The sequence below is a fragment of the Microbacterium fluvii genome, assembly GCF_025515205.1.
GTDB lineage: Bacteria > Actinomycetota > Actinomycetes > Actinomycetales > Microbacteriaceae > Microbacterium > Microbacterium fluvii.
Genome location: NZ_JAOPFX010000001.1, coordinates 1,116,230 through 1,135,554, shown reverse-complemented (window position 1 = coordinate 1,135,554; position 19,325 = coordinate 1,116,230). Strand labels below are relative to the sequence as shown.

The window sequence follows — 19,325 nt, the reverse complement described above, 5'->3', positions numbered from 1 at the left end:
CATGGTGGCCAAGTGGATCGAGGCCCTGACGGGACCTCTCGAGCAGAAGAAGCAGTGGCGGGACTACAAGGCGCGCGTCAAGGCGCTCCCCGAGCCGTATCGCACGGCGGCGGCGGCCTTCGAGCGGTACGTCATGTATTACGGAGGCATCACCGACGGCGACACCCTGGTCGCGATGTTCGGCGACTTCGCCGATCTGTGGGAGCGCGCGGCCGCCGACGAGACACCCGTGCGCGAGATCACCGGCGCCGACCCCGTGGAGTTCGCCGAGGGCTTCGTGCGCGCCTACGCGGCCAGGGAGTGGATCGACAAGGAGCGCGCGCGGCTCATCGCCGCGATCGACGGCCTCGACGGTGTTGCCGGTCTCGACGGGGGCGATCGGTCATGAGCGCCCCTGCGATCCAGGTCGCGGGCCTGGAGAAGTCCTTCGGCGATCTGCATGTGCTGCGCGGCGTCGACCTCGAGGTCGCGCGCGGCACCGTGTTCGCCCTCCTAGGCTCCAACGGCGCCGGCAAGACGACCCTCGTGCGCATCCTCTCGACGCTGTTGACGGCGGATGCCGGCACTGCCGCCATCGACGGGATCGATATCGCGGCGCACCCTGGCAGCATCCGCGAGGCGATCAGCCTCACCGGGCAGTTCGCGGCCGTCGACGAGGTGCTCACGGGACGCGAGAACCTCGTGCTCGTCGCGCGGCTGCGCCACGTGGCCGCTCCTGGCGCGGTCGCTGACCGATTGCTCGAGCGCTTCGCGCTGACGGATGCCGCGAGCCGCCGCGTCGGCACCTACTCGGGCGGCATGCGGCGCCGGCTCGACATCGCCATGAGTCTCATCGGCGATCCGCCGGTCGTCTTCCTCGATGAGCCGACGACGGGCCTGGATCCGCAGGCGCGCCTCGAGGTGTGGCAGACGATCACGCAGCTGGCCTCCGGCGGCACCACGGTGCTGCTGACCACCCAGTACCTCGACGAGGCCGAGCAGCTGGCCGATCGCATCGCGATCCTGCACGAGGGCCGCATCCTCGTGAACGGCACGCTCGCCGAGCTGAAGGCCCTGCTGCCGCCCGCCAGGGTCGAGTACGTGCAGAAGCAGCCGACGCTCGAAGAGGTCTTCCTCGCCCTCGTCGGCGACACCGCGCATGAGAAGAAGCAATGACCACGCATTTCGTCGCCGACACCGCCGTGCTCACCGGGCGGTCGCTGCGTCACATCACCCGCAGCCTCGACACGATCATCACGACGGCGGTGACCCCCGTCGCCCTCATGCTGCTGTTCGTGTTCGTCTTCGGCGGCGCCATCGACACGGGGCCCGCATCGGGCGCCTACGTCGACTACCTGCTCCCCGGCATCCTGCTCATCACGATCGCTTCGGGGGTCGCCTACACGTCGTACCGGCTGTTCCTCGATCTGCAGGGCGGCATCTTCGAGCGGTTCCAGTCGATGCCGATCGCGCGCTCGAGCGTGCTGTGGGCACACGTGCTCACGTCTCTCGTGGCCAACCTCGTGTCGCTGGCGGTCGTCGTCGGGGTCGCCGTGCTCATGGGGTTCCGCACCGGCGCGAGCGTCGTCGACTGGCTCGCCGTCACCGGCATCCTCGTGCTGTTCACCCTCGCCCTCACCTGGATCGCGGTCATCGCAGGGCTTTCGGCCAAGACCGTCGACGGCGCGAGCGCGTTCTCGTATCCGCTGATCTTCCTGCCGTTCATCAGCTCGGCGTTCGTGCCGACCGCCTCGATGCCGGGGCCCGTGCGGGTGTTCGCCGAGTACCAGCCCGTGACGGCGATCGTCGACACGATCAGGAGCCTGTTCACCGGCCAGCCGGTCGACTCCGCCATCTGGATCGCGCTGGCCTGGTGCGTCGCCATCCTCGGCGTGGCCTACGCGGTCGCAATGGCGATCTACCGGCGGCGGTTCGCCTGACCCGTCACCCGCGGGGGTCGCGCACCGCGGCGACGATCAGCGGCAGGTCGGTGTCGTCGTGGACGACGGTGAAGACGAACGGCCGGTCGAAATGCACGGCACGGTCGGGAACGCGGGCGGCCGTCTCGACGACACCCAGTTCGGTGACCGCCGCAGCGACCGTGCCGTCTTCGTCCACCCTGAGCACGGCCGACTGCATCGCCTGGCCGACGCACAGATCGCCCTGCCCGATACCCGACAGGTCGGCGGATCCGCAGCCCAGCGAGGCCAGGCCGAGGTTCGGGAGCAGCCCACTCAGATCGAGCGGCTCCGGGGCGAGACCGAGCACGGGCAGCTGCACCTCGATCTCGGCCGGGGTCGCTGCATCCAACTCCGACGCCAGCTCGCGCAGGAGCTCGGGGGTGAGCTCGGCCGGATCGGTCCCGGCCGGCGGCAGCAGCAGATCGGCGTGCAGCGCCTCGGTATAGGGCAGCCGTACGGCCTGCCACCCGTCGACTTCGGCCGATGCGAATGCCGCCTCGTTCTGCAGCATCGCGTCGGACTCGATCACGGTGCCGTCACCGAGGGTGAACGAGCGCCCCGCGGTCTGCTCGAACGGGAACGGCGTCTGCCAGCGGGCGGCGAGCACGAGCGCATCCTGCAGCACGAGCCGCAGGTCGGCGTCGGCCTGGATCGCCGACTTCTCGATCAGACCGCCGGAGTTCGTGCGCACCCAGTCGTCGAGCACCCGGATGCCCGCATCCGACCCCAGGTCGGCGTGCTGCACCCCCGCGTCGAACCCGTCGGCGAGAGCCTCCAGATAGCTGTCGCGCAGGGAGAACCCGTCATCGACCACCACCTGATCGGCGATGTGCACGATCGGACCGTCGGGCACATCGCCCTCCGCCGCGGCGACGGGGTCCCCGTCGAGCTCGGCGAGGTCCCCTCGCAGTGCGGCGAAGGCATCCCGCCGCTCCTCCCCCGACGCCCCGAGCACCCGCTCCAGGTCGGCCAGGGTCGCACCGTCGGCACCGTCGGCGAGCATCGCGAGCGCCGTCCCGAGGCTCGAGGGCGACAGCACGACGTTCCCCTCGCGTGGCGCAAGGCTCAGGGTCTCGACACCGAGAGCACGCACGGCGTCGGCGACGGCGCCGGCGGATGCCGCATCCTCCAGCGTCACGACACGCACGTCGATCCCCTCGGCGCGCACGACATCAGCCTCAGCGGGCGCCTCAGCGGGCGCGCTCGCGCAGCCGCTCAACCCCGCTGACAGCGCCACCACCGCCGCGACGACTCGTCCCGTGCTCGGCGTCATCGCCGCACCTCCTCGAAGTGTGGATACACCGTGACAGTGTGCACGGTCGGCCGATCGTCTCCCAGACGGTAGAGGTCCCCCTCGACGCCCCAGCCGGAGAATGCGAAAACCCCCGGGGTGACCGGGGGTTTTTCAGGTGGTGCGCGATACTGGGATCGAACCAGTGACCTCTTCCGTGTCAGGGAAGCGCGCTACCGCTGCGCCAATCGCGCCTGTACAGGCTGTTCAGTTGAGGAGTGGAGGTGGCGACGGGATTCGAACCCGTGTAAACGGCTTTGCAGGCCGGTGCCTAGCCGCTCGGCCACGCCACCGCGTGTGGTTTGACCCCACGTGCCGTGGCCCTCCGAAGAAGACCCCTGCACTCGAGCGGATGACGAGACTCGAACTCGCGACCCTCACCTTGGCAAGGTGATGCGCTACCAACTGCGCTACATCCGCGTGACCCTGGTTGCCCCGGGCACTCGTATGACTTTAGCCGACGAACCGGCAACTGCAAAACCGGGCGCACCCCGCGCGTGTCCTGCCGTTCGGTTCGAACCATCCCTCCGGATCCGCTAGGATCGATACTCGGCCCCCTGGGGTCACGGGCGATTGGCGCAGTTGGTAGCGCGCTTCCTTCACACGGAAGAGGTCATCAGTTCGAGTCTGGTATCGCCCACCAGCAGGGCCCGGTTCGCCGGGCCCTTCGCCTTTCCCCTCCTACTCGCCCACGGCCCAGCCATAGCGGCGATGCAGAGCGGCGGCGACGCGGGTGAACGCGTCGAGATCGAGGGCGGATGCCTCGCGGCGCATGCCGTCGACGTGCACGCTGTAGAGCTGCTCGATGTCGACCCACGAGGGGCGCCCCTGCGAGTCCCAGGGGCCGCTGCCGATCGGCAGATAGTCGCGATCACCGTCGTGCGACTTGCTCGTCAGTCGCACCGCGTACACGCGGTCCGCGTTCTGCCGCCCGATCACCAGCACAGGGCGGTCCTTGCCTCGGCCGTCGCGCTCTTCGTAGGGCACCCAGGTCCACACGACCTCCCCCGCGTCGGGGTCGCCATCCCGCTCCGGTGCATAGGTGATGCGCAGCCCGCCCGCGACGGACGGATCGATCTCGATCGTCGCGCTCCGGCCGCTCTGGCCGGGCGAGAGCTCGTCAGAGCTCATGCCGGCTCCTGCGCCCTCGGAGCGCCGCCCCGGCGCCGCCGAGCCCGCGCTCCGCCGGGAGGGCCGCAGCAGGTCGGTGAGCGCGCGCAGGATCCTCTGGCCATAGCGGTCACGTTAGCGCGCCGCATCCGCTCCGCACGCCGAAGGGACGCCGCGGTCGAAACCGCGACGCCCCTTCAGTGCTGTGTTGCCGAAGATCAGGCCTGCTCTGCGAGCGCGTAGCCCTCTTCGCCGTGCACGACGGTGTCGACACCGGCGAGCTCGTCTTCGTTCTTGATGCGGAAGCCGATCGTCTTCTCGATCGCGAAGCCCAGCACCCAGGCCACGACGAAGGAGTAGACCAGCACGCCCACCGCGGCGATGAACTGCAGGATGAGCTGCTCCCAGCCGCCGCCGAGGAACAGGCCCGTGCCGGTCGCGAAGAAGCCGAGGTACAGCGTGCCGATGAGGCCGCCGACCAGGTGCACGCCGACCACGTCGAGCGAGTCGTCGTAGCCGAGCTTCCACTTCAGCTCGATGGCCAGGGCGCAGACGGCACCGGCGATGAGGCCGAGCAGCAGCGCCCAGCCCGGCGTGAGGTTGGCGCACGAGGGGGTGATGGCGACGAGGCCGGCGACGGCACCCGAGGCGGCGCCCACCGAGGTCGACTTGCCGTCCTTGAGCTTCTCGATGATGACCCAGCCGAGGATGGCCGCGGCGGTCGCGCCGAGCGTGTTGACGATGATGAGGCCGACCGACGAGCCGTCGGTGCCCAGCAGGCCGAAGGTTCCCTCGGCGCCGGCGTTGAAGCCGAACCAGCCGAACCACAGGATCGCGGCACCGAGCATCACCAGCGGCACGTTGTGGGGCTTGGAGATGCCCTTCTGGAAGCCGATGCGCTTGCCGAGCACGAGCGCCAGCGCCAGCGCTGCGGCACCCGCGTTGATGTGGACGGCGGTGCCACCGGCGTAGTCGATGACGGTGGTCGAGAAGCCGAAGGTCTCACCCAGGCCCATGATCCAGCCGCCGCCCCAGACCCATGCGGCCACCGGGAAGTAGACGATGGTCGACCAGACGCCCGCGAAGATCATCCACGCACCGAACTTGGCGCGGTCGGCGATGGCGCCCGAGATCAGGGCCACGGTGATGATCGCGAAGGTCGCACCGAACGTGACGCCCACGAGGGTGTCGCTGTCGGCGCCGTTCAGGCCAAAGTCGGCGAAGGGGTTTCCGGCGAATGCCCACGTGCTCTCGACGGCGCTCATGTTGAAGCCGTAGAGGATCCACAGCACGCTGACGAGTCCGAGAGCTCCGAAGCTCATCATCATCATGCTGACGACGCTCTTCGCCTTGACGAGTCCGCCGTAGAAGAACGCCACACCGGGCGTCATGAAGAGCACTAGCGCCGTCGCTGCGACGGACCAGGCGAGGTTACCGCTGTCCATGAGATTCCTCATCCATGTCGTGTTACTCGAGGTGTCCCCGTGGGCCGCGCAAGTCGGGTCGGCGGTCGTCGGGTGTCCCCAGTGTGGCGACGGAGGGTTTCGGCAGGCGTGCGCGTCGTGTTTCGCGCCGGTTACACGACCCCCGCAGACGTAAACATCACGTTTCAGCGCCGCGGAGGCGCCGCCTCAGGCCAGCGTCGAGGCGACCAGTCGCGAGATGGCGCGCAGGTACTTCTTCCGGTACCCGCCGCCGAGCATCTCATCGGGGAAGACGAGGTCGAGCGAGACGCCCGTCGCGCGGATCGGCAGCTGCGCGTCGTAGACGCGGTCGATGAAGGCGACGAAGCGCAGGGCGGCCGACTGATCCGTGAACGTCGTCACGTCGCGCAGGCCGATCGCCGACAGTCCGTCGATGAGGCGGATGTAGCGCGACGGATGCACATGGGCCAGGTGCGCGACGAGTTCGGTGAAGGAGTCGTCGGATGCTGTGCCGGCCGCCGCGAACGCGTCGAGGTCGGCGCGGTAGGCGTCATCGGCGAGAGATACGGCGTGCCCGTCGACGGCGCGATGCCGGTAGTCGGTGCCGTCGATGCGCAGCGTCTCGAAGCTCGAGGCCATCGCGTGGATCTCGCGCAGGAAGTCCTGCGCCGCGAACCGCCCTTCGCCGAGCGCATTGGGCGGGGTGTTGGAGGTGGCAGCCAGCCGCGTGCCGCCCCCGACCAGCTCGCCCAGCAGCCGCGTCATCACCATGGTGTCGCCCGGGTCGTCGAGTTCGAACTCGTCGATGCACAGGAGGTCGGCACCGCGGAACAGCTCGACGGTGTTCTGGTAGCCGAGGGCTCCCACCAGCGCCGTGTACTCGATGAACGAGCCGAAGTACTTCCGCCGCGCCGGCAGCGCGTGGTAGATCGAGGCGAGCAGGTGGGTCTTGCCCACGCCGAAGCCGCCGTCGAGATAGACGCCCGGCTTGGTCTCCGGCTCCTTCTTGGCACGACGGAAGAACCCTCCGCGGGCAGCGGGCGCCCCCGCGCCGCAGAAGGCGATGAGGCGGTCCTTCGCGCCCTGCTGCGACGGGAAGGCCGCATCGGCGCGATACGAGTCGAAGGTCGCACCGTCGAACTGCGGCGGCGGCACGAGGGCTGCGACCATGTCGGCGCCGGAGAGCTGCGGGCTGCGGTCGACGAGGTGCACGAGGCCGGTGGGCGACGCGGTGGCGGTCATGCGGCGATCCTGTGGGGCGGAGTGAGGTTCGGGGATGCACCGCGACGCACGTGCCGGCGGGCGCCTCCCACCCTACGCCGTGACAGGATGACACCGATGTCCCAGCTCGTCACCGAGGTGATCCCCTCCGCCGGCGCCGTCGTCGATGTCGCGACCGCCGCCGGCCGCGACTGGCTCGCCGAGCGCTACCGGCGCGCGGAGGAGTCTTACCTGCGGCTGAACATGATCACGAGCCTGACCGGCGCGGCCGCGGGTGAGGACGGCACGAGCGACACGCTCACGAGCACTCTGGACCGCCGCATCCTCGGTCTCATCCGGGCCGACGCCGATGCCGTCGTGGTCGGCGCGCAGAGCGTGCGCGCCGAGGGCTACGTCGTGCCGCGCACCGCGCGCCTCGCGGTCGTGACCTCCTCCGGCGATCTGTCCGGCCACCGCCTCGACGACGACGGCTCGGCCGAGCGCGTGCTCGTGGTGTGCCCGCAGGAGCGCGCCGACGACGTGTCGCAACGGCTTCCGACCGGCGCGACGGTCGTGCCGGTCGCCTCGGCCGGCGGGCATCTGCGCCCAGAAGACATCGTCGACGCGCTCGCCCGCCGAGGACTGCGGCGGCTGGTGTGCGAAGGCGGCCCGTCGCTGGCCGCGCAGTTCGCCGACGCGGGCCTGATCGACGAGTACTGCGTCACCGTGGCCCCGACGATCGCCCCCGCGGCGCGCCCCTTCCTGCCGGTCTCGCACCGCGTCGGCACGACGCCCGCCGGCCTGCTCGTCGACGCGGCGGGCTTCAGCTATCTGCGTCTGCGGGCGCGCTGATGCCGGTGCGACGCAGCCACGCGCGGATGCTGTCGCTCCACCGCTCCTGGTCGTAGTTCCAGAGCTTGGTGTGCCTGGCGGTGTCGAAGACGCGCAGCTCGACCAGATCCGGGCGTGCCGACGCGAGCGCGTGCGATGCGTCCGACGGCACGAACCCGTCGTCGTCGCTGTGCAGGATGAGCACGGGATGCTGCAGCTCCCCCGCGCGGGCGACGACATCGAGCCGGTCGAAGGGGATCGCCCCCCGCGTCACGGGTGCCGCCCAGTCGGAGCCCAGCGCGCCGATCGCGAGCCCCGTCACGGCGTGCGGAAGCCGGTTGAGCCGCGCCTGATAGTCGAGCACGATGCGCCAGTCGATCACAGGAGACTCGAGCACGACGCCGGCGATGAGCTCGGGGTGGCGGGTCTCGAGCGCGGTCTGCAGCACGATCGCACCGCCCATCGACCAGCCCATCAGCACGACCCGTCGAGCACCGTGGGTGCGGGCGTAGTCGACGGCGGCGTCGACGTCGCGCCACTCCGTCGCACCCAGCGTGTAGGTGCCGGTGCGCGTGCGGGGCGCTTCGGTGTCGTTGCGGTACGACACGACCAGTGACGTGAAGCCGAGGGCGTCGAACAGCGGCACGGCGCGCAGGCATTCCGCACGCGTGGTGCCGCGGCCGTGCACCTGCACGACCCACGTGTCGGCGTGGTCGCCCCCTGCGAACAGCCACGCCGGCGCGGGGCCCAGGGCGGTGCGCACCGTGACGTCGTGGTAGGCCAGCTGAAGCTCGGCGGGCCCGCCGTAGTACCAGCCGCTGAACGCGGCCTCGGAGCTCAGCCGGGCGCTGTCGGCGACGTGTGTGAGCAGCTTGCGCTTGACCGACCCCGCGTCTTCCGCCAGCACCGAGCCGAGTTTGAGATAGGGCGAGGTGCCGCTCGTGAACAGACCGTACCGGCCGGGCAGCTCGGTGTCGGGGGTGCGCGAGAGAGTGATGGTCTGCGCGGCGGTGTCGAGGTCGAGGATGCGGGTGTCCGGCACCCGCGCGGCAGGTGTGACCACACGACGCGCCGCGACGAGGCTCGCGACGCCGATCGCGGCGAGCACCCCGGTCAGCAGAGCGCTCAGCAGAGCGATCGCGGCGCGGACAGCGCCGATGAATGCGGATGAGGGGGCGCCGTTCGCGGCGCGCCTGGAGACGACCATCGGACGCCCACTCTAGTCTGTCGGCGTGGCAGAGAACCCTCCCCCCGCGTCGGCGGCGTTCGCCGATGCGGCGAAGGAGGTGCGCTCCACCGACTTCCGCGCCGACTTCTCTGTGCGCGAGATCCCCGCTCCCACCGGACTCGCACCCGAGGCCATGGCCCTGGCAGGAGACGTGCGGCCCGAGCAGGAGGGTGTCGACTCCCCCTACGGCACGGGACGGCTCGTGCTGCTGCACGACCCCGACGAACCCGCGCCGTGGGAGGGCCCGTGGCGCATCGTGTGCTTCGCGCAGGCGCCGCTCGAGCCCGACATCGGCACCGATCCCCTGCTCGCCGAGGTCGCCTGGTCCTGGCTCGTCGACGCTCTCGACTCCCGCGGGGCGCAGTACGCCGCGGCGTCGGGCACCGCGACCAAGACGCTCTCGCGCGGCTTCGGGACCCTCGCCGACGAAGGCGACGGCGCACAGATCGAGCTGCGCGCGTCGTGGTCGCCCCGAGGACCGGTGGGTGCGCACATCGAGGCATGGGCGGAGCTGGTGTGCATGCTGGCCGGGCTGCCGCCGGGCTCCGAGGACATCGTGACGATCGGGACGCGGGTGGCCCGTGACTGAATACGACGTCATCACGGATGCCGCAGGCCTCGGCTCTGCCGCCGCCGCCCTCGCCGCCGGCGTCGGTCCCGTCGCCGTCGATGTCGAACGTGCCTCCGGCTTCCGCTACTCCCAGCGCGCCTATCTCATCCAGGTGTTCCGCCGCGACGCGGGCGTTTTCCTGTTCGACCCTCCGCCGATCGGCGACTTCTCCGCCCTGCAGGGCGCGATCGGCGACGTCGAATGGGTGCTGCACGCGGCCAGCCAGGACCTGCCGTCGCTGCGCGAACTCGACCTCGTGCCCCCGACGATCTTCGATACCGAGCTGGCGGCGCGCCTGCTCGGCCACGAGCGGGTCGGGCTCGGTGCCGTCGTCGAGGACGCCCTGGGCATCACGCTGGCGAAGGCGCATTCGGCCTCGGACTGGTCGACGCGTCCGCTGCCGCAGTCCTGGCTCGAATATGCGGCGCTCGATGTCGAGCACCTCATCGACGTGCGCGACGTGCTGGTCGCGGAGCTCGCCGAACAGGAGAAGACCGAGTTCGCCGCCGAGGAGTTCGACGCCGTGCTGCACCGCGAACCCAAGCCCCGCCCCGGTGAGCCGTGGCGGCGCCTGAGCGGCCTGCACACCGTTCGCGGCCGGCAGCAGCTCGCCGTCGCGCGCGCACTGTGGACCGCGCGCGAGGAGTTCGCCCAGGAGCAGGACACCGCTCCGGGCCGCCTCGTGCCCGATCGGGCGCTCGTGGCCGCCGTTCTGGCCACCCCGAAGTCGAAGCAGGAGCTCGCGGGGGTCAAGGAGTTCACCGGGCGTGCGAGCCGCAGTCAGCTGGACCGCTGGTGGAGCGCGATCGAGCGCGGCCGCGCCGAGAAAGACCTGCCCGTCGAGCGCGTGTCGAACTCCGACACGCTCCCGCCGCCGCGGGCGTGGGCCGACCGCAATCCCGAGGCCGACGCACGGCTGAAGGCGGCCAGGCCCCTCGTCGAGGCGCTCGCGCAGACGCTCGCGATGCCCACAGAGAACCTGCTGACTCCCGAGCTGCTGCGACGCGTCGCGTGGTCGCCCCCGCAGCCGGTGGACGCGGCATCCGTCGGCGAGGCACTCCTGGCTCTGGGGGCGCGACGCTGGCAGGTCGCCCAGACCGCGCCGGTGATCGCGGCCGCCTTTGTAAACTCGAAGCAAAGCCCGCCCGATGCTCCCGAGGCCCATTCGTAGGTTCGACCCAACGGGTTGGGTGAGACCGAGTCTCACCGTAGGCTGGACTCAATCCCAAACTTTGGAGGCAGAGTGGCCGAGCTTTCGGACGTCTACTTCGTCGATGGAATGCGCACCCCCTTCGGGCGCGCCGGCGAAAAGGGCATGTACTGGAACACCCGAGCGGATGACCTCGCCGTCAAGGCGACCATCGGCCTGATGGCGCGGAACCCGCTGGTTCCCGCAGACCGCATCGACGACGTCGCGATCGCCGCGACGAGCCAGACCGGAGAGCAGGGACTGACCCTCGGTCGCTCCGTCGCGATCCTCGCCGGGCTCCCGCAGACGGTTCCCGGCTTCGCGATCGACCGCATGTGCGCGGGCGCCATGACGAGCGTGACCACGATGGCGGGCTCGATCGGCGTCGGCATGTACGACCTCGCCCTCGCCGGCGGCGTCGAGCACATGGGGCACTACCCCATCGGCGGCAACGCCGACCCCAACCCGCGCTTCGTCGCAGAGAAGATGGTCGACCCCGGCGCTCTCAACATGGGCGTGACGGCCGAGCGCATCTTCGACCGCTTCCCGCAGCTGACCAAGGAGCGCTCCGACCGGTTCGGCATGCTCAGCCAGCACAAGGCTCAGGCCGCGTACGACGCCGGCAAGTTCCAGCCCGACCTGGTGTCGGTTGCCACCAAGGGCGCCGACGGCGCGTGGGGCCTCGCCACCGAAGACGAGGGCCGCCGCCCGCAGACCACGATGGACGACCTCGCCGCGCTGAAGACCCCCTTCCGCCCGCACGGCCGCGTCACCGCCGGCACCTCGTCGCCTCTGACCGACGGCGCGACGATGTCGCTGCTGGCGGGAGGCGGCGCCGTGAAGGAGCTGGGCCTGAAGCCCAAGATGAAGCTCGTCTCGTACGCGTTCGCGGGCGTCCAGCCCGAGATCATGGGCATCGGCCCGATCCCCTCGACCGAGAAGGCGCTGCGCAAGGCGGGGCTGTCGATCGACGACATCGGCCTGTTCGAGCTCAACGAGGCCTTCGCCGTGCAGGTGATCTCGCTGCTCGACCACTTCGGCATCGCCGACGACGACCCCCGCGTCAACCAGTGGGGCGGCGCGATCGCGCTCGGCCACCCGCTGGCCGCTTCGGGTGTGCGCCTGATGATCCAGCTCGCGGCGCAGTTCGCCGAGCGCCCCGACGTGCGCTACGGCCTGACGGCGATGTGCGTGGGTCTCGGGCAGGGCGGCTCCGTGATCTGGGAGAACCCGCACTACAACGGCAAGAAGCGCTGAGGGGCGACACGACGATGACGAACACCGTTTCCGAGCAGTACGCGAACATCGACTTCTCCCCCATCCTCGCCAAGACCGAGGGCGAGGTCATCACCGAGTCCCCCGTGCGCGACGTGCGCCTGCCCTCCGGCAAGGTGCTGGCCCTGATCACGCTCGACAACGGGCGCGACCACACCCGCCCCAACACGCTGGGCCCCGCCACCATGACCCGGCTCGGCGAGACCCTCGAGGGTCTCAAGGCCCGCGCGGCTGCCGGCGAGATCCAGGCCGTCGGCATCACCGGCAAGCAGTACATCCTGGCCGCCGGCGCCGACCTCAGCGACATCTCGCGCGTCGGCTCGCCCGCCGAGGCGAAGCTGGTCGCCCAGCTCGGCCACAAGGTGCTGGGCATGCTCGGCGAGCTCGGCGTGCCGACCTTCGCCTTCGTCAACGGCCTGGCCCTCGGCGGGGGCCTGGAGATCGCGCTGAACTCCACGTACCGCACCGTCGACGCGTCGGCTGCCGCGATCGCCCTTCCCGAGGTCTTCCTCGGGATCATCCCCGGGTGGGGCGGTGCGTATCTGCTGCCGAACCTCATCGGCATCGAGAACGCGCTCGAGGTCGTGATCTCGAACCCGCTCAAGCAGAACCGCATGCTCAAGCCGCAGCAGGCCTTCGACTACGGCATCGTCGACGCGATCTTCCCCGCGGCGACCTACCTCGAGGACTCGCTGGCCTGGGCCGACGGCGTGCTCGGCAAGACCATCAAGGTCGAGCGCAAGAACGAGCCGGGCAAGATCGAGCGCCTCACCAAGTGGCCCATCGCGATCAAGATGGCCCGCGGCATGCTCGAGTCGAAGATCGGCACGGTGCCGAAGTCGCCGTACTACGCGCTCGAGCTGCTCGACAAGGCCAAGAGCGGCACGAAGGCCGAGGGCTTCGCCCGCGAAGACGAGGCGCTGGCCGAACTCGTCACGGGCGACCAGTTCGCCGCATCGATGTATGCCTTCGATCTCGTGCAGAAGCGCGCCAAGCGCCCGGTGGGAGCCCCCGACAAGGCGCTCGCCAAGAAGGTCACGAAGGTCGGCATCATCGGCGCGGGTCTCATGGCCAGCCAGTTCGCTCTGCTGTTCGTCCGTCGCCTGCAGGTGCCGGTGCTCATCACCGACCTCGACCAGGCGCGTGTCGACAAGGGTGTGGCCTACATCCACGACGAGATCGGCAAGCTCGAGGCCAAGGGGCGGCTCGACGCCGACTCGGCCAACAAGCTGCGCGCCCTCGTGACCGGCACAACCGACAAGAGCCTCTACGCCGACTGCGACTTCGTGATCGAGGCCGTTTTCGAAGAGGTCGGCGTCAAGCAGCAGGTGTTCGGCGAGATCGAGCAGCACATCGCCGACGACGCGATCCTCGCGACCAACACGTCGTCGCTGTCTGTCGAGGAGATCGGCGCGAAGCTCGCCCACCCCGAGCGGCTCGTCGGCTTCCACTTCTTCAACCCGGTCGCGGTGATGCCGCTCATCGAGATCGTGAAGACCCCGCACACGGCAGAAGAGGCGCTGTCGACCGCATTCGTGGTCGCCAGAGGACTCGGCAAGAACGCCGTGCTCACCGCCGACGCTCCCGGGTTCGTCGTCAACCGACTGCTCGCCAAGGTCATGGGCGAGGCGGCGCGCGCCGTCTACGAGGGCACCCCTGTCGCCGACGTCGAGAAGGCCTTCGCGCCGCTCGGCCTGCCGATGGGCCCGTTCCAGCTGATCGACCTGGTCGGCTGGAAGGTCGCCGCCCACGTGCAGGACACGATGTCGCACGCCTTCCCCGACCGGTTCTATGCGAACGAGAACTTCCACGCGCTCGCGGAGCTGGCAGAGGTCGTCGAGAAGGACAAGGGCGGCCGGGTCACCGGATTCACCAAGGAGGCCGCGAAGGTCGTCAAGGACGCGGTGGGCAAGGCCCCCGCGTCGGCCGACACCATCCTGCGCCGCGTGCAGGACGGCCTCGCGCAGGAGATCCGCATCATGCTCGACGAAGGCGTGGTGCCCGAGGTGCAGGACATCGACCTGTGCCTCATCCTCGGCGCGGGCTGGCCGTTCATCGACGGTGGGGCGACGCCCTACCTCGACCGCGAGGGAGCCTCCGAGCGCGTGTTCGCCGGCACCTTCCACACTCCCGCGATCCGCGGCATCGCCGCATCCTGACGCCTGTCCTCGCCCCAGGCGAGGAGATCTCGCGAAGCGAGGGCCTTTCCGACGCGAAGGGCCCTCGCTTCGGCATATCCCCTCGCTTCGGGCGAGGGCGCGCGGATGCTGGGCCCGCAGCGCGGGCGGATGCTCCGGGTGGCGAGCGGCGGGTCAGGCCCGGCCGCGCTCCCATTCGCTCAGCGGCAGCTCCGCCGTCGCAGGGCGCGCCACCGGGATGCGGGTGCCGAGCACCTGCGCCACGACGTCCTGGGCGATCTTGGCGGGAGTGAGCCCCGCTTCGGCGAGGATCTGCTCGCGCGACGCATGCGGGATGAACGCGTCGGGAAGCCCGAGTTCATCGACGGCGGTGTCGACCCCCGCCTCTCGGAGCACCTGACGCACGCGCGTGCCGATGCCCCCGACGCGGATGCCGTCTTCGAGGGTGATCACGAGGCGGTGGGACGCCGCCAGCTCGACGACCGAGGGCTGCACGGGAACGACCCAGCGGGGGTCGATGACGGTCGCGCCGATGCCCTGCGCGCGCAGCCGCTCGGCCACGTCCATCGCGAGGTGGGCCATCGGGCCGATGCCCACCAGCAGCACGTCTTCGCCGCCCGAGCGAGCGAGCACGTCGACGCCGTCGGCGAGGCGCTCGACGGCGGGCAGCTCGGCGCCGACGGCGCCCTTGGGGTAGCGGATGACGGTGGGGGCGTCGTCGACGGCGACCGCCTCGCGCAGCTCTTCGCGCAGGCGCGCCTCGTCGCGCGGAACGGCGATGCGGATGTCGGGCACGAGCTGCAGCATCGCGAGGTCCCACACACCGTGGTGACTCGGGCCGTCGGGGCCGGTGACACCTGCGCGGTCGAGCACGAAGGTGACTCCCGCGCGGTGCAGCGCCACGTCCATCAGCACCTGGTCGAACGCGCGGTTCATGAAGGTCGCGTAGATCGCGACGACGGGGTGCAGCCCGCCGTAGGCGAGGCCGGCCGCAGAGGCCACGGCGTGCTGCTCGGCGATGCCGACGTCGTAGACGCGGTCGGGGAAGCGCTGGGCGAACTCCAGCAGCCCGGTGGGGCGCAGCATCGCGGCAGTGATGCCGATGACGTCTTCGCGCTCCTCGCCGATGGCGACGAGCTCGTCCGAGAACACGTCGGTCCATCCCCTCGCGCTCGACGAGCCCAGCGGCTCGCCCGAGACCGGGTCGATGCGGCCGACGGCGTGGAACTGGTCGGCCTCGTCCTGGAGCGCAGGGGCGTAGCCGCGGCCCTTCTCGGTGATCGCGTGCACGATCACGGGGGCGCCGTAGGCCTTCGCGAGCCGCAGGGTCTCGATGAGCGTCTCGAGGTCGTGCCCGTCGACGGGCCCGAGGTACTTGATGTCGAGGTTGGAGTACAGCGCCGCGTTGTTGGTGAAGCGGGAGAGGAATCCGTGCGTGCCGCCGCGCACGCCGCGGTAGACGGCGCGGCCGGCCGGCCCCAGCCGCCCGAAGAAGCTCGACGAGGTGTCTCGGAGGTTGCGATAGGTGTCGGCGGTGCGCACGCGGTTGAGGTAGCGCGCCATGCCGCCGATCGTCGGCGCGTAGGAGCGGCCGTTGTCGTTGACGATGATGACGAGGTTGCGGTCGTTGTCGTCGGAGATGTTGTTGAGCGCCTCCCACGTCATGCCGCCGGTCAGGGCGCCGTCGCCGACGACGGCGACGACGTGGCGGTCGCGGCGTCCGGTGCGGGTGAGGGCGCGCGAGACGCCGTCGGCCCAGCTCAGCGAGCTCGACGCGTGCGAGGACTCGACGACGTCGTGCTCGCTCTCGGAGCGCTGCGGGTAGCCGGCCAGCCCCTCGCGCTCGCGCAGGTGCGTGAAGTCCTGCCGGCCGGTGAGCAGCTTGTGCACATACGACTGGTGGCCCGTGTCGAAGATCACCGGGTCGTTCGGCGAGTCGAACACGCGGTGCAGCGCGATCGTGAGCTCGACGACGCCGAGGTTCGGACCGAGGTGGCCTCCGGTGCGGGCGACGTTCTCGACGAGGAACGCCCGGATCTCATCGGCGAGCTGCGTGAGCTGCTCCATGGAGAGGTCGTCGAGGTCACGGGGACCGCCGATCGTCTCCAGAAGGCCCATGCCGTCCGCCTTTCGTCATCGTGATGCGGGATGCCGCAGCATCCGTCGAGTCTACGCGAGGAGTCTCTGCGAACACGGAGAAGGTCCCCCGTTCGGGCGAACCGGGGACCTTCTCGACTGCGCTCAGACGAGCGAGCGCAGCACGTACTGCAGGATGCCGCCGTTGCGGTAGTAGTCGGCCTCACCGGGCGTGTCGATGCGCACGACGGCGTCGAACTCGACGGTCTGCTTGCCCTCGGGCGAGAACTCGCTCGGGGAGGCGACGACGCGCACCGTCTTCGGGGTGACGCCCTCGTTGAGCTGCTCGAGACCCGTGATCGAGACGACCTCGGTGCCGTCCAGGCCCAGCGACGACCAGCTCTGCCCAGCGGGGAACTGCAGCGGCACGACGCCCATGCCGATGAGGTTCGAGCGGTGGATGCGCTCGAAGCTCTCCGTGATGACCGCCTTGACGCCCAGCAGGCTCGTGCCCTTGGCCGCCCAGTCGCGCGACGAGCCGGAGCCGTACTCCTTGCCGCCGAAGATCACGAGGGGCGTGCCCTCGGCCTGGTAGTTCTGGCTCGCGTCGTAGATGTACGACTGCGGGCCGCCCTCCTGGGTGAAGTCGCGGGTGTAGCCGCCCTCGACGATCGCACCGTCGTTGACGGCCGAGACCAGCAGGTTCTTCAGGCGGATGTTGGCGAACGTCCCGCGGATCATGACCTCGTGGTTGCCGCGGCGCGAGCCGTAGGAGTTGAAGTCCTTCTGCGCGACGCCGTGCTCGGTGAGGTACTGCGCGGCCGGGGTGCCCGCCTTGATGTTGCCGGCCGGCGAGATGTGGTCGGTCGTGACCGAGTCACCCAGAGTCGCCATGACGCGGGCTCCGGAGATGTCGGTGACCGGGGTCAGCTCCATCGACATGCCGTCGAAGTAGGGCGCCTTGCGCACGTAGGTCGACGCGTCGTCCCACTCGAAGACGGGGCCCGTGGGGGTCGGCAGGTTCTGCCAGCGCTCGTCGCCGTCGAAGACGGTCGCGTACTGGGTGATGAACTGGTCGCGCGAGATCGACGAGTCGATGATCTCCTGCACCTCGTCGGGGGCGGGCCAGATGTCCTTGAGGAACACGTCGTTGCCGTCGGTGTCGGTGCCCAGGGGGTCGGTCTCGAAGTCGAAGTTCATCGAGCCGGCCAGAGCGTAGGCGACCACCAGCGGCGGCGAGGCCAGGTAGTTCATCTTGACGTCGGGGCTGATGCGGCCCTCGAAGTTGCGGTTGCCCGAGAGCACCGCGGTGACGGCCAGGTCGTTCTCGTTGATCGCGGCCGAGACCTCGTCGATGAGCGGACCCGAGTTGCCGATGCAGATCGTGCAGCCGTAGCCGACGGTGTAGAAGCCGAGGCCCTCGAGGTCTTCGTTCAGGCCGGACTTCTCGTAGTAGTCGGTGACGACCTTCGAGCCGGGGCCGAGCGTCGTCTTGACCCACGGCTTCTGCTTCAGGCCCTTCTGGCGCGCCTTGCGGGCGAGCAGGCCCGCCGCGATCATCACCGACGGGTTCGACGTGTTGGTGCACGAGGTGATGGCCGCAAGGGTCACCGCACCGTTGTCGAGGATGTAGGGGCTCCCCTCGGGCGGGGTGACCTTGACGGGCTTGGAGGCGTTCGCCGGAGCACCGCTGTTGATGTGCACCTCGCGGGTGACGGGCTCCTCGTCCCCGGGGCCCGAGCCGGGGTCGGAGGCGGGGAACGAGTGCTTCGACTCGAGGTCCACGATGTCGGTCGAGGTCGACGCCGTCGCGTAGCCGACGATGTCCTTCTCGAACTGGCTCTTGGCCTCGCTCAGCAGAATGCGGTCCTGCGGGCGCTTGGGGCCGGCGATCGAGGGCACGACCGTCGAGAGGTCGAGCTCCATGTACTCGCTGTAGTTGGGCTCGTTGGCGGCATCGTGCCAGAGCGACTGCTCCTTGGCGTAGGCCTCCACGAGCGCCACGGTCTGCTCGTCGCGACCCGTGAGACGCAGGTAGTCGAGCGTCACATCGTCGATCGGGAACATGGCGGCGGTCGAGCCGAACTCGGGGCTCATGTTGCCGATGGTGGCGCGGTTGGCCAGCGGCACCGAGCCGACGCCGGCGCCGTAGAACTCGACGAACTTGCCGACGACGCCGTGCTTGCGCAGCATGTCGGTGATCGTGAGCACGACGTCGGTGGCGGTGACGCCGGCGGGGATCTCGCCGGTGAGCTTGAAGCCCACGACGCGCGGGATGAGCATCGAGACGGGCTGGCCGAGCATGGCGGCCTCCGCCTCGATGCCGCCGACGCCCCAGCCCAGCACGCCGAGGCCGTTGACCATCGTGGTGTGCGAGTCGGTGCCGACGCACGTGTCGGGGTAGGCGCGCAGCACACCGTCGACGCTGCGGTCGTAGATGACCTTCGCGAGGTGCTCGATGTTGACCTGGTGCACGATGCCGGTGCCCGGCGGCACGACCTTGAAGTCGTCGAAGGCCGTCTGGCCCCAGCGGAGGAACTGGTAGCGCTCGCCGTTGCGCTCGTACTCGATCTCGACGTTGCGCTCGAGTGCGTCCTCACGGCCGAACAGGTCGGCGATGACGGAGTGGTCGATGACCATCTCGGCCGGCGACAGCGGGTTGATGCGGTTCGGGTCTCCGCCCAGGGCGGTCACGGCCTCGCGCATGGTGGCGAGGTCGACGATGCAGGGCACACCGGTGAAGTCCTGCATCACCACGCGTGCGGGGGTGAACTGGATCTCGGTGTCGGGCTCGGCGTCGGGGTCCCACGAGCCGAGGGCCTCGATCTGCGCCTTCGTGACGTTGGCGCCGTCTTCGGTGCGCAGCAGGTTCTCCAACAGCACCTTGAGGCTGAAGGGGAGCTTCTCGTAGCCGGCGACCGTGTCGAGCCGGAAGATCTCGTAGTCGGTGCTGCCGACCGTCAGGGTGCTCTTGGCACCGAAGCTGTCAACCGTGGACACGTCTGTCTCCTTC

General features: G+C 69.9%; 15 protein-coding genes and 4 tRNA genes. 9 read left to right on the top strand and 10 right to left on the bottom strand.

The features are described from left to right. Position 1: 1 nt before the first annotated feature. Genes OAW74_RS05225 through OAW74_RS05215 form a run of 3 tightly spaced genes read left to right on the top strand, consistent with a single transcriptional unit; the run spans position 2 to position 1,919 of the window. On the top strand, positions 2-388 hold the full coding sequence (locus tag OAW74_RS05225) for a DUF1048 domain-containing protein (protein WP_262873261.1): 387 nt from the start codon (positions 2-4) through the stop codon (positions 386-388). Continuing rightward, a complete protein-coding gene (locus OAW74_RS05220; protein WP_262873260.1) occupies positions 385-1,155 on the top strand; it encodes an ABC transporter ATP-binding protein in 771 nt (256 codons plus the stop codon). The genes OAW74_RS05225 and OAW74_RS05220 overlap by 4 nt, the downstream gene beginning before the upstream one ends. Beyond that, positions 1,152-1,919 (top strand): ABC transporter permease, encoded by a 768-nt coding sequence (locus tag OAW74_RS05215; RefSeq protein ID WP_262873259.1) that lies wholly within the window; start codon positions 1,152-1,154, stop codon positions 1,917-1,919. Before OAW74_RS05220 ends, OAW74_RS05215 begins: the two co-directional genes overlap by 4 nt. Before the next feature lie 4 nt (positions 1,920-1,923). Here OAW74_RS05215 and OAW74_RS05210 read toward each other — a convergent pair whose 3' ends face one another. The 4 genes from OAW74_RS05210 to OAW74_RS05195 form a co-directional block, all read right to left on the bottom strand. Then, positions 1,924-3,213 carry a serpin family protein gene (locus OAW74_RS05210; protein WP_262873258.1) on the bottom strand — a complete coding sequence of 430 codons (1,290 nt, stop codon included), beginning with the start codon at positions 3,211-3,213 and terminating at the stop codon, positions 1,924-1,926. A 137-nt stretch (positions 3,214-3,350) separates the two neighbouring features. Beyond that, a tRNA-Val gene (locus tag OAW74_RS05205) sits at positions 3,351-3,425 on the bottom strand. 25 nt (positions 3,426-3,450) lie between these two features. Further along, positions 3,451-3,524, bottom strand: a tRNA-Cys gene (locus OAW74_RS05200). Positions 3,525-3,578: 54 nt separating this feature from the next. Then, a tRNA-Gly gene (locus tag OAW74_RS05195) sits at positions 3,579-3,651 on the bottom strand. A 147-nt stretch (positions 3,652-3,798) separates the two neighbouring features. Here OAW74_RS05195 and OAW74_RS05190 point away from each other — a divergent pair. Continuing rightward, positions 3,799-3,874, top strand: a tRNA-Val gene (locus OAW74_RS05190). Positions 3,875-3,912: 38 nt separating this feature from the next. On the opposite strand, the gene OAW74_RS05185 is transcribed toward OAW74_RS05190, so the two are convergent. The 3 genes from OAW74_RS05185 to zapE all read right to left on the bottom strand — a co-directional run bounded on the left by OAW74_RS05185 (position 3,913) and on the right by zapE (position 7,007). Then, the gene (locus OAW74_RS05185; protein ID WP_262873257.1) at positions 3,913-4,362 is read right to left on the bottom strand and encodes a type II toxin-antitoxin system PemK/MazF family toxin; all 450 of its coding nucleotides are present in this window, start codon (positions 4,360-4,362) and stop codon (positions 3,913-3,915) included. 197 nt (positions 4,363-4,559) lie between these two features. Then, complete coding sequence (locus tag OAW74_RS05180; RefSeq protein ID WP_262873256.1) at positions 4,560-5,786, bottom strand: ammonium transporter; 1,227 nt, start codon at positions 5,784-5,786, stop codon at positions 4,560-4,562. Between the two features lie 186 nt (positions 5,787-5,972). Further along, the gene (gene zapE / locus OAW74_RS05175) at positions 5,973-7,007 is read right to left on the bottom strand and encodes a cell division protein ZapE (protein ID WP_262873255.1); all 1,035 of its coding nucleotides are present in this window, start codon (positions 7,005-7,007) and stop codon (positions 5,973-5,975) included. 96 nt (positions 7,008-7,103) lie between these two features. On the opposite strand from zapE, the gene OAW74_RS05170 reads away from it, so the two are divergent. Next, the gene (locus OAW74_RS05170) at positions 7,104-7,817 is read left to right on the top strand and encodes a dihydrofolate reductase family protein (RefSeq protein WP_262873254.1); all 714 of its coding nucleotides are present in this window, start codon (positions 7,104-7,106) and stop codon (positions 7,815-7,817) included. Here the strand turns inward: OAW74_RS05170 and OAW74_RS05165 are convergent. Further along, complete coding sequence (locus OAW74_RS05165) at positions 7,789-9,003, bottom strand: alpha/beta hydrolase family protein (RefSeq protein ID WP_262873253.1); 1,215 nt, start codon at positions 9,001-9,003, stop codon at positions 7,789-7,791. The genes OAW74_RS05170 and OAW74_RS05165 overlap by 29 nt on opposite strands. Positions 9,004-9,028: 25 nt before the next feature. On the opposite strand from OAW74_RS05165, the gene OAW74_RS05160 reads away from it, so the two are divergent. The 4 genes from OAW74_RS05160 to OAW74_RS05145 all read left to right on the top strand — a co-directional run bounded on the left by OAW74_RS05160 (position 9,029) and on the right by OAW74_RS05145 (position 14,257). After that, positions 9,029-9,613 (top strand): DUF3000 domain-containing protein, encoded by a 585-nt coding sequence (locus OAW74_RS05160; protein ID WP_262873252.1) that lies wholly within the window; start codon positions 9,029-9,031, stop codon positions 9,611-9,613. Beyond that, on the top strand, positions 9,606-10,805 hold the full coding sequence (locus OAW74_RS05155; protein ID WP_262873251.1) for a ribonuclease D: 1,200 nt from the start codon (positions 9,606-9,608) through the stop codon (positions 10,803-10,805). Before OAW74_RS05160 ends, OAW74_RS05155 begins: the two co-directional genes overlap by 8 nt. A 72-nt stretch (positions 10,806-10,877) precedes the next feature. Then, positions 10,878-12,080 (top strand): thiolase family protein, encoded by a 1,203-nt coding sequence (locus OAW74_RS05150; RefSeq protein WP_262873250.1) that lies wholly within the window; start codon positions 10,878-10,880, stop codon positions 12,078-12,080. Between the two features lie 14 nt (positions 12,081-12,094). Then, positions 12,095-14,257, top strand: a complete 2,163-nt coding sequence (locus OAW74_RS05145) for a 3-hydroxyacyl-CoA dehydrogenase NAD-binding domain-containing protein (protein ID WP_262873249.1) — start codon at positions 12,095-12,097, stop codon at positions 14,255-14,257. Between the two features lie 153 nt (positions 14,258-14,410). Here OAW74_RS05145 and dxs read toward each other — a convergent pair whose 3' ends face one another. Further along, positions 14,411-16,354: a 1-deoxy-D-xylulose-5-phosphate synthase gene (dxs, locus tag OAW74_RS05140; protein WP_262873248.1), complete on the bottom strand. Its 1,944-nt coding sequence runs from the start codon at positions 16,352-16,354 to the stop codon at positions 14,411-14,413. Positions 16,355-16,477: 123 nt separating this feature from the next. Then, on the bottom strand, positions 16,478-19,312 hold the full coding sequence (locus OAW74_RS05135; RefSeq protein WP_378733405.1) for an aconitate hydratase: 2,835 nt from the start codon (positions 19,310-19,312) through the stop codon (positions 16,478-16,480). Positions 19,313-19,325 lie beyond the last annotated feature (13 nt).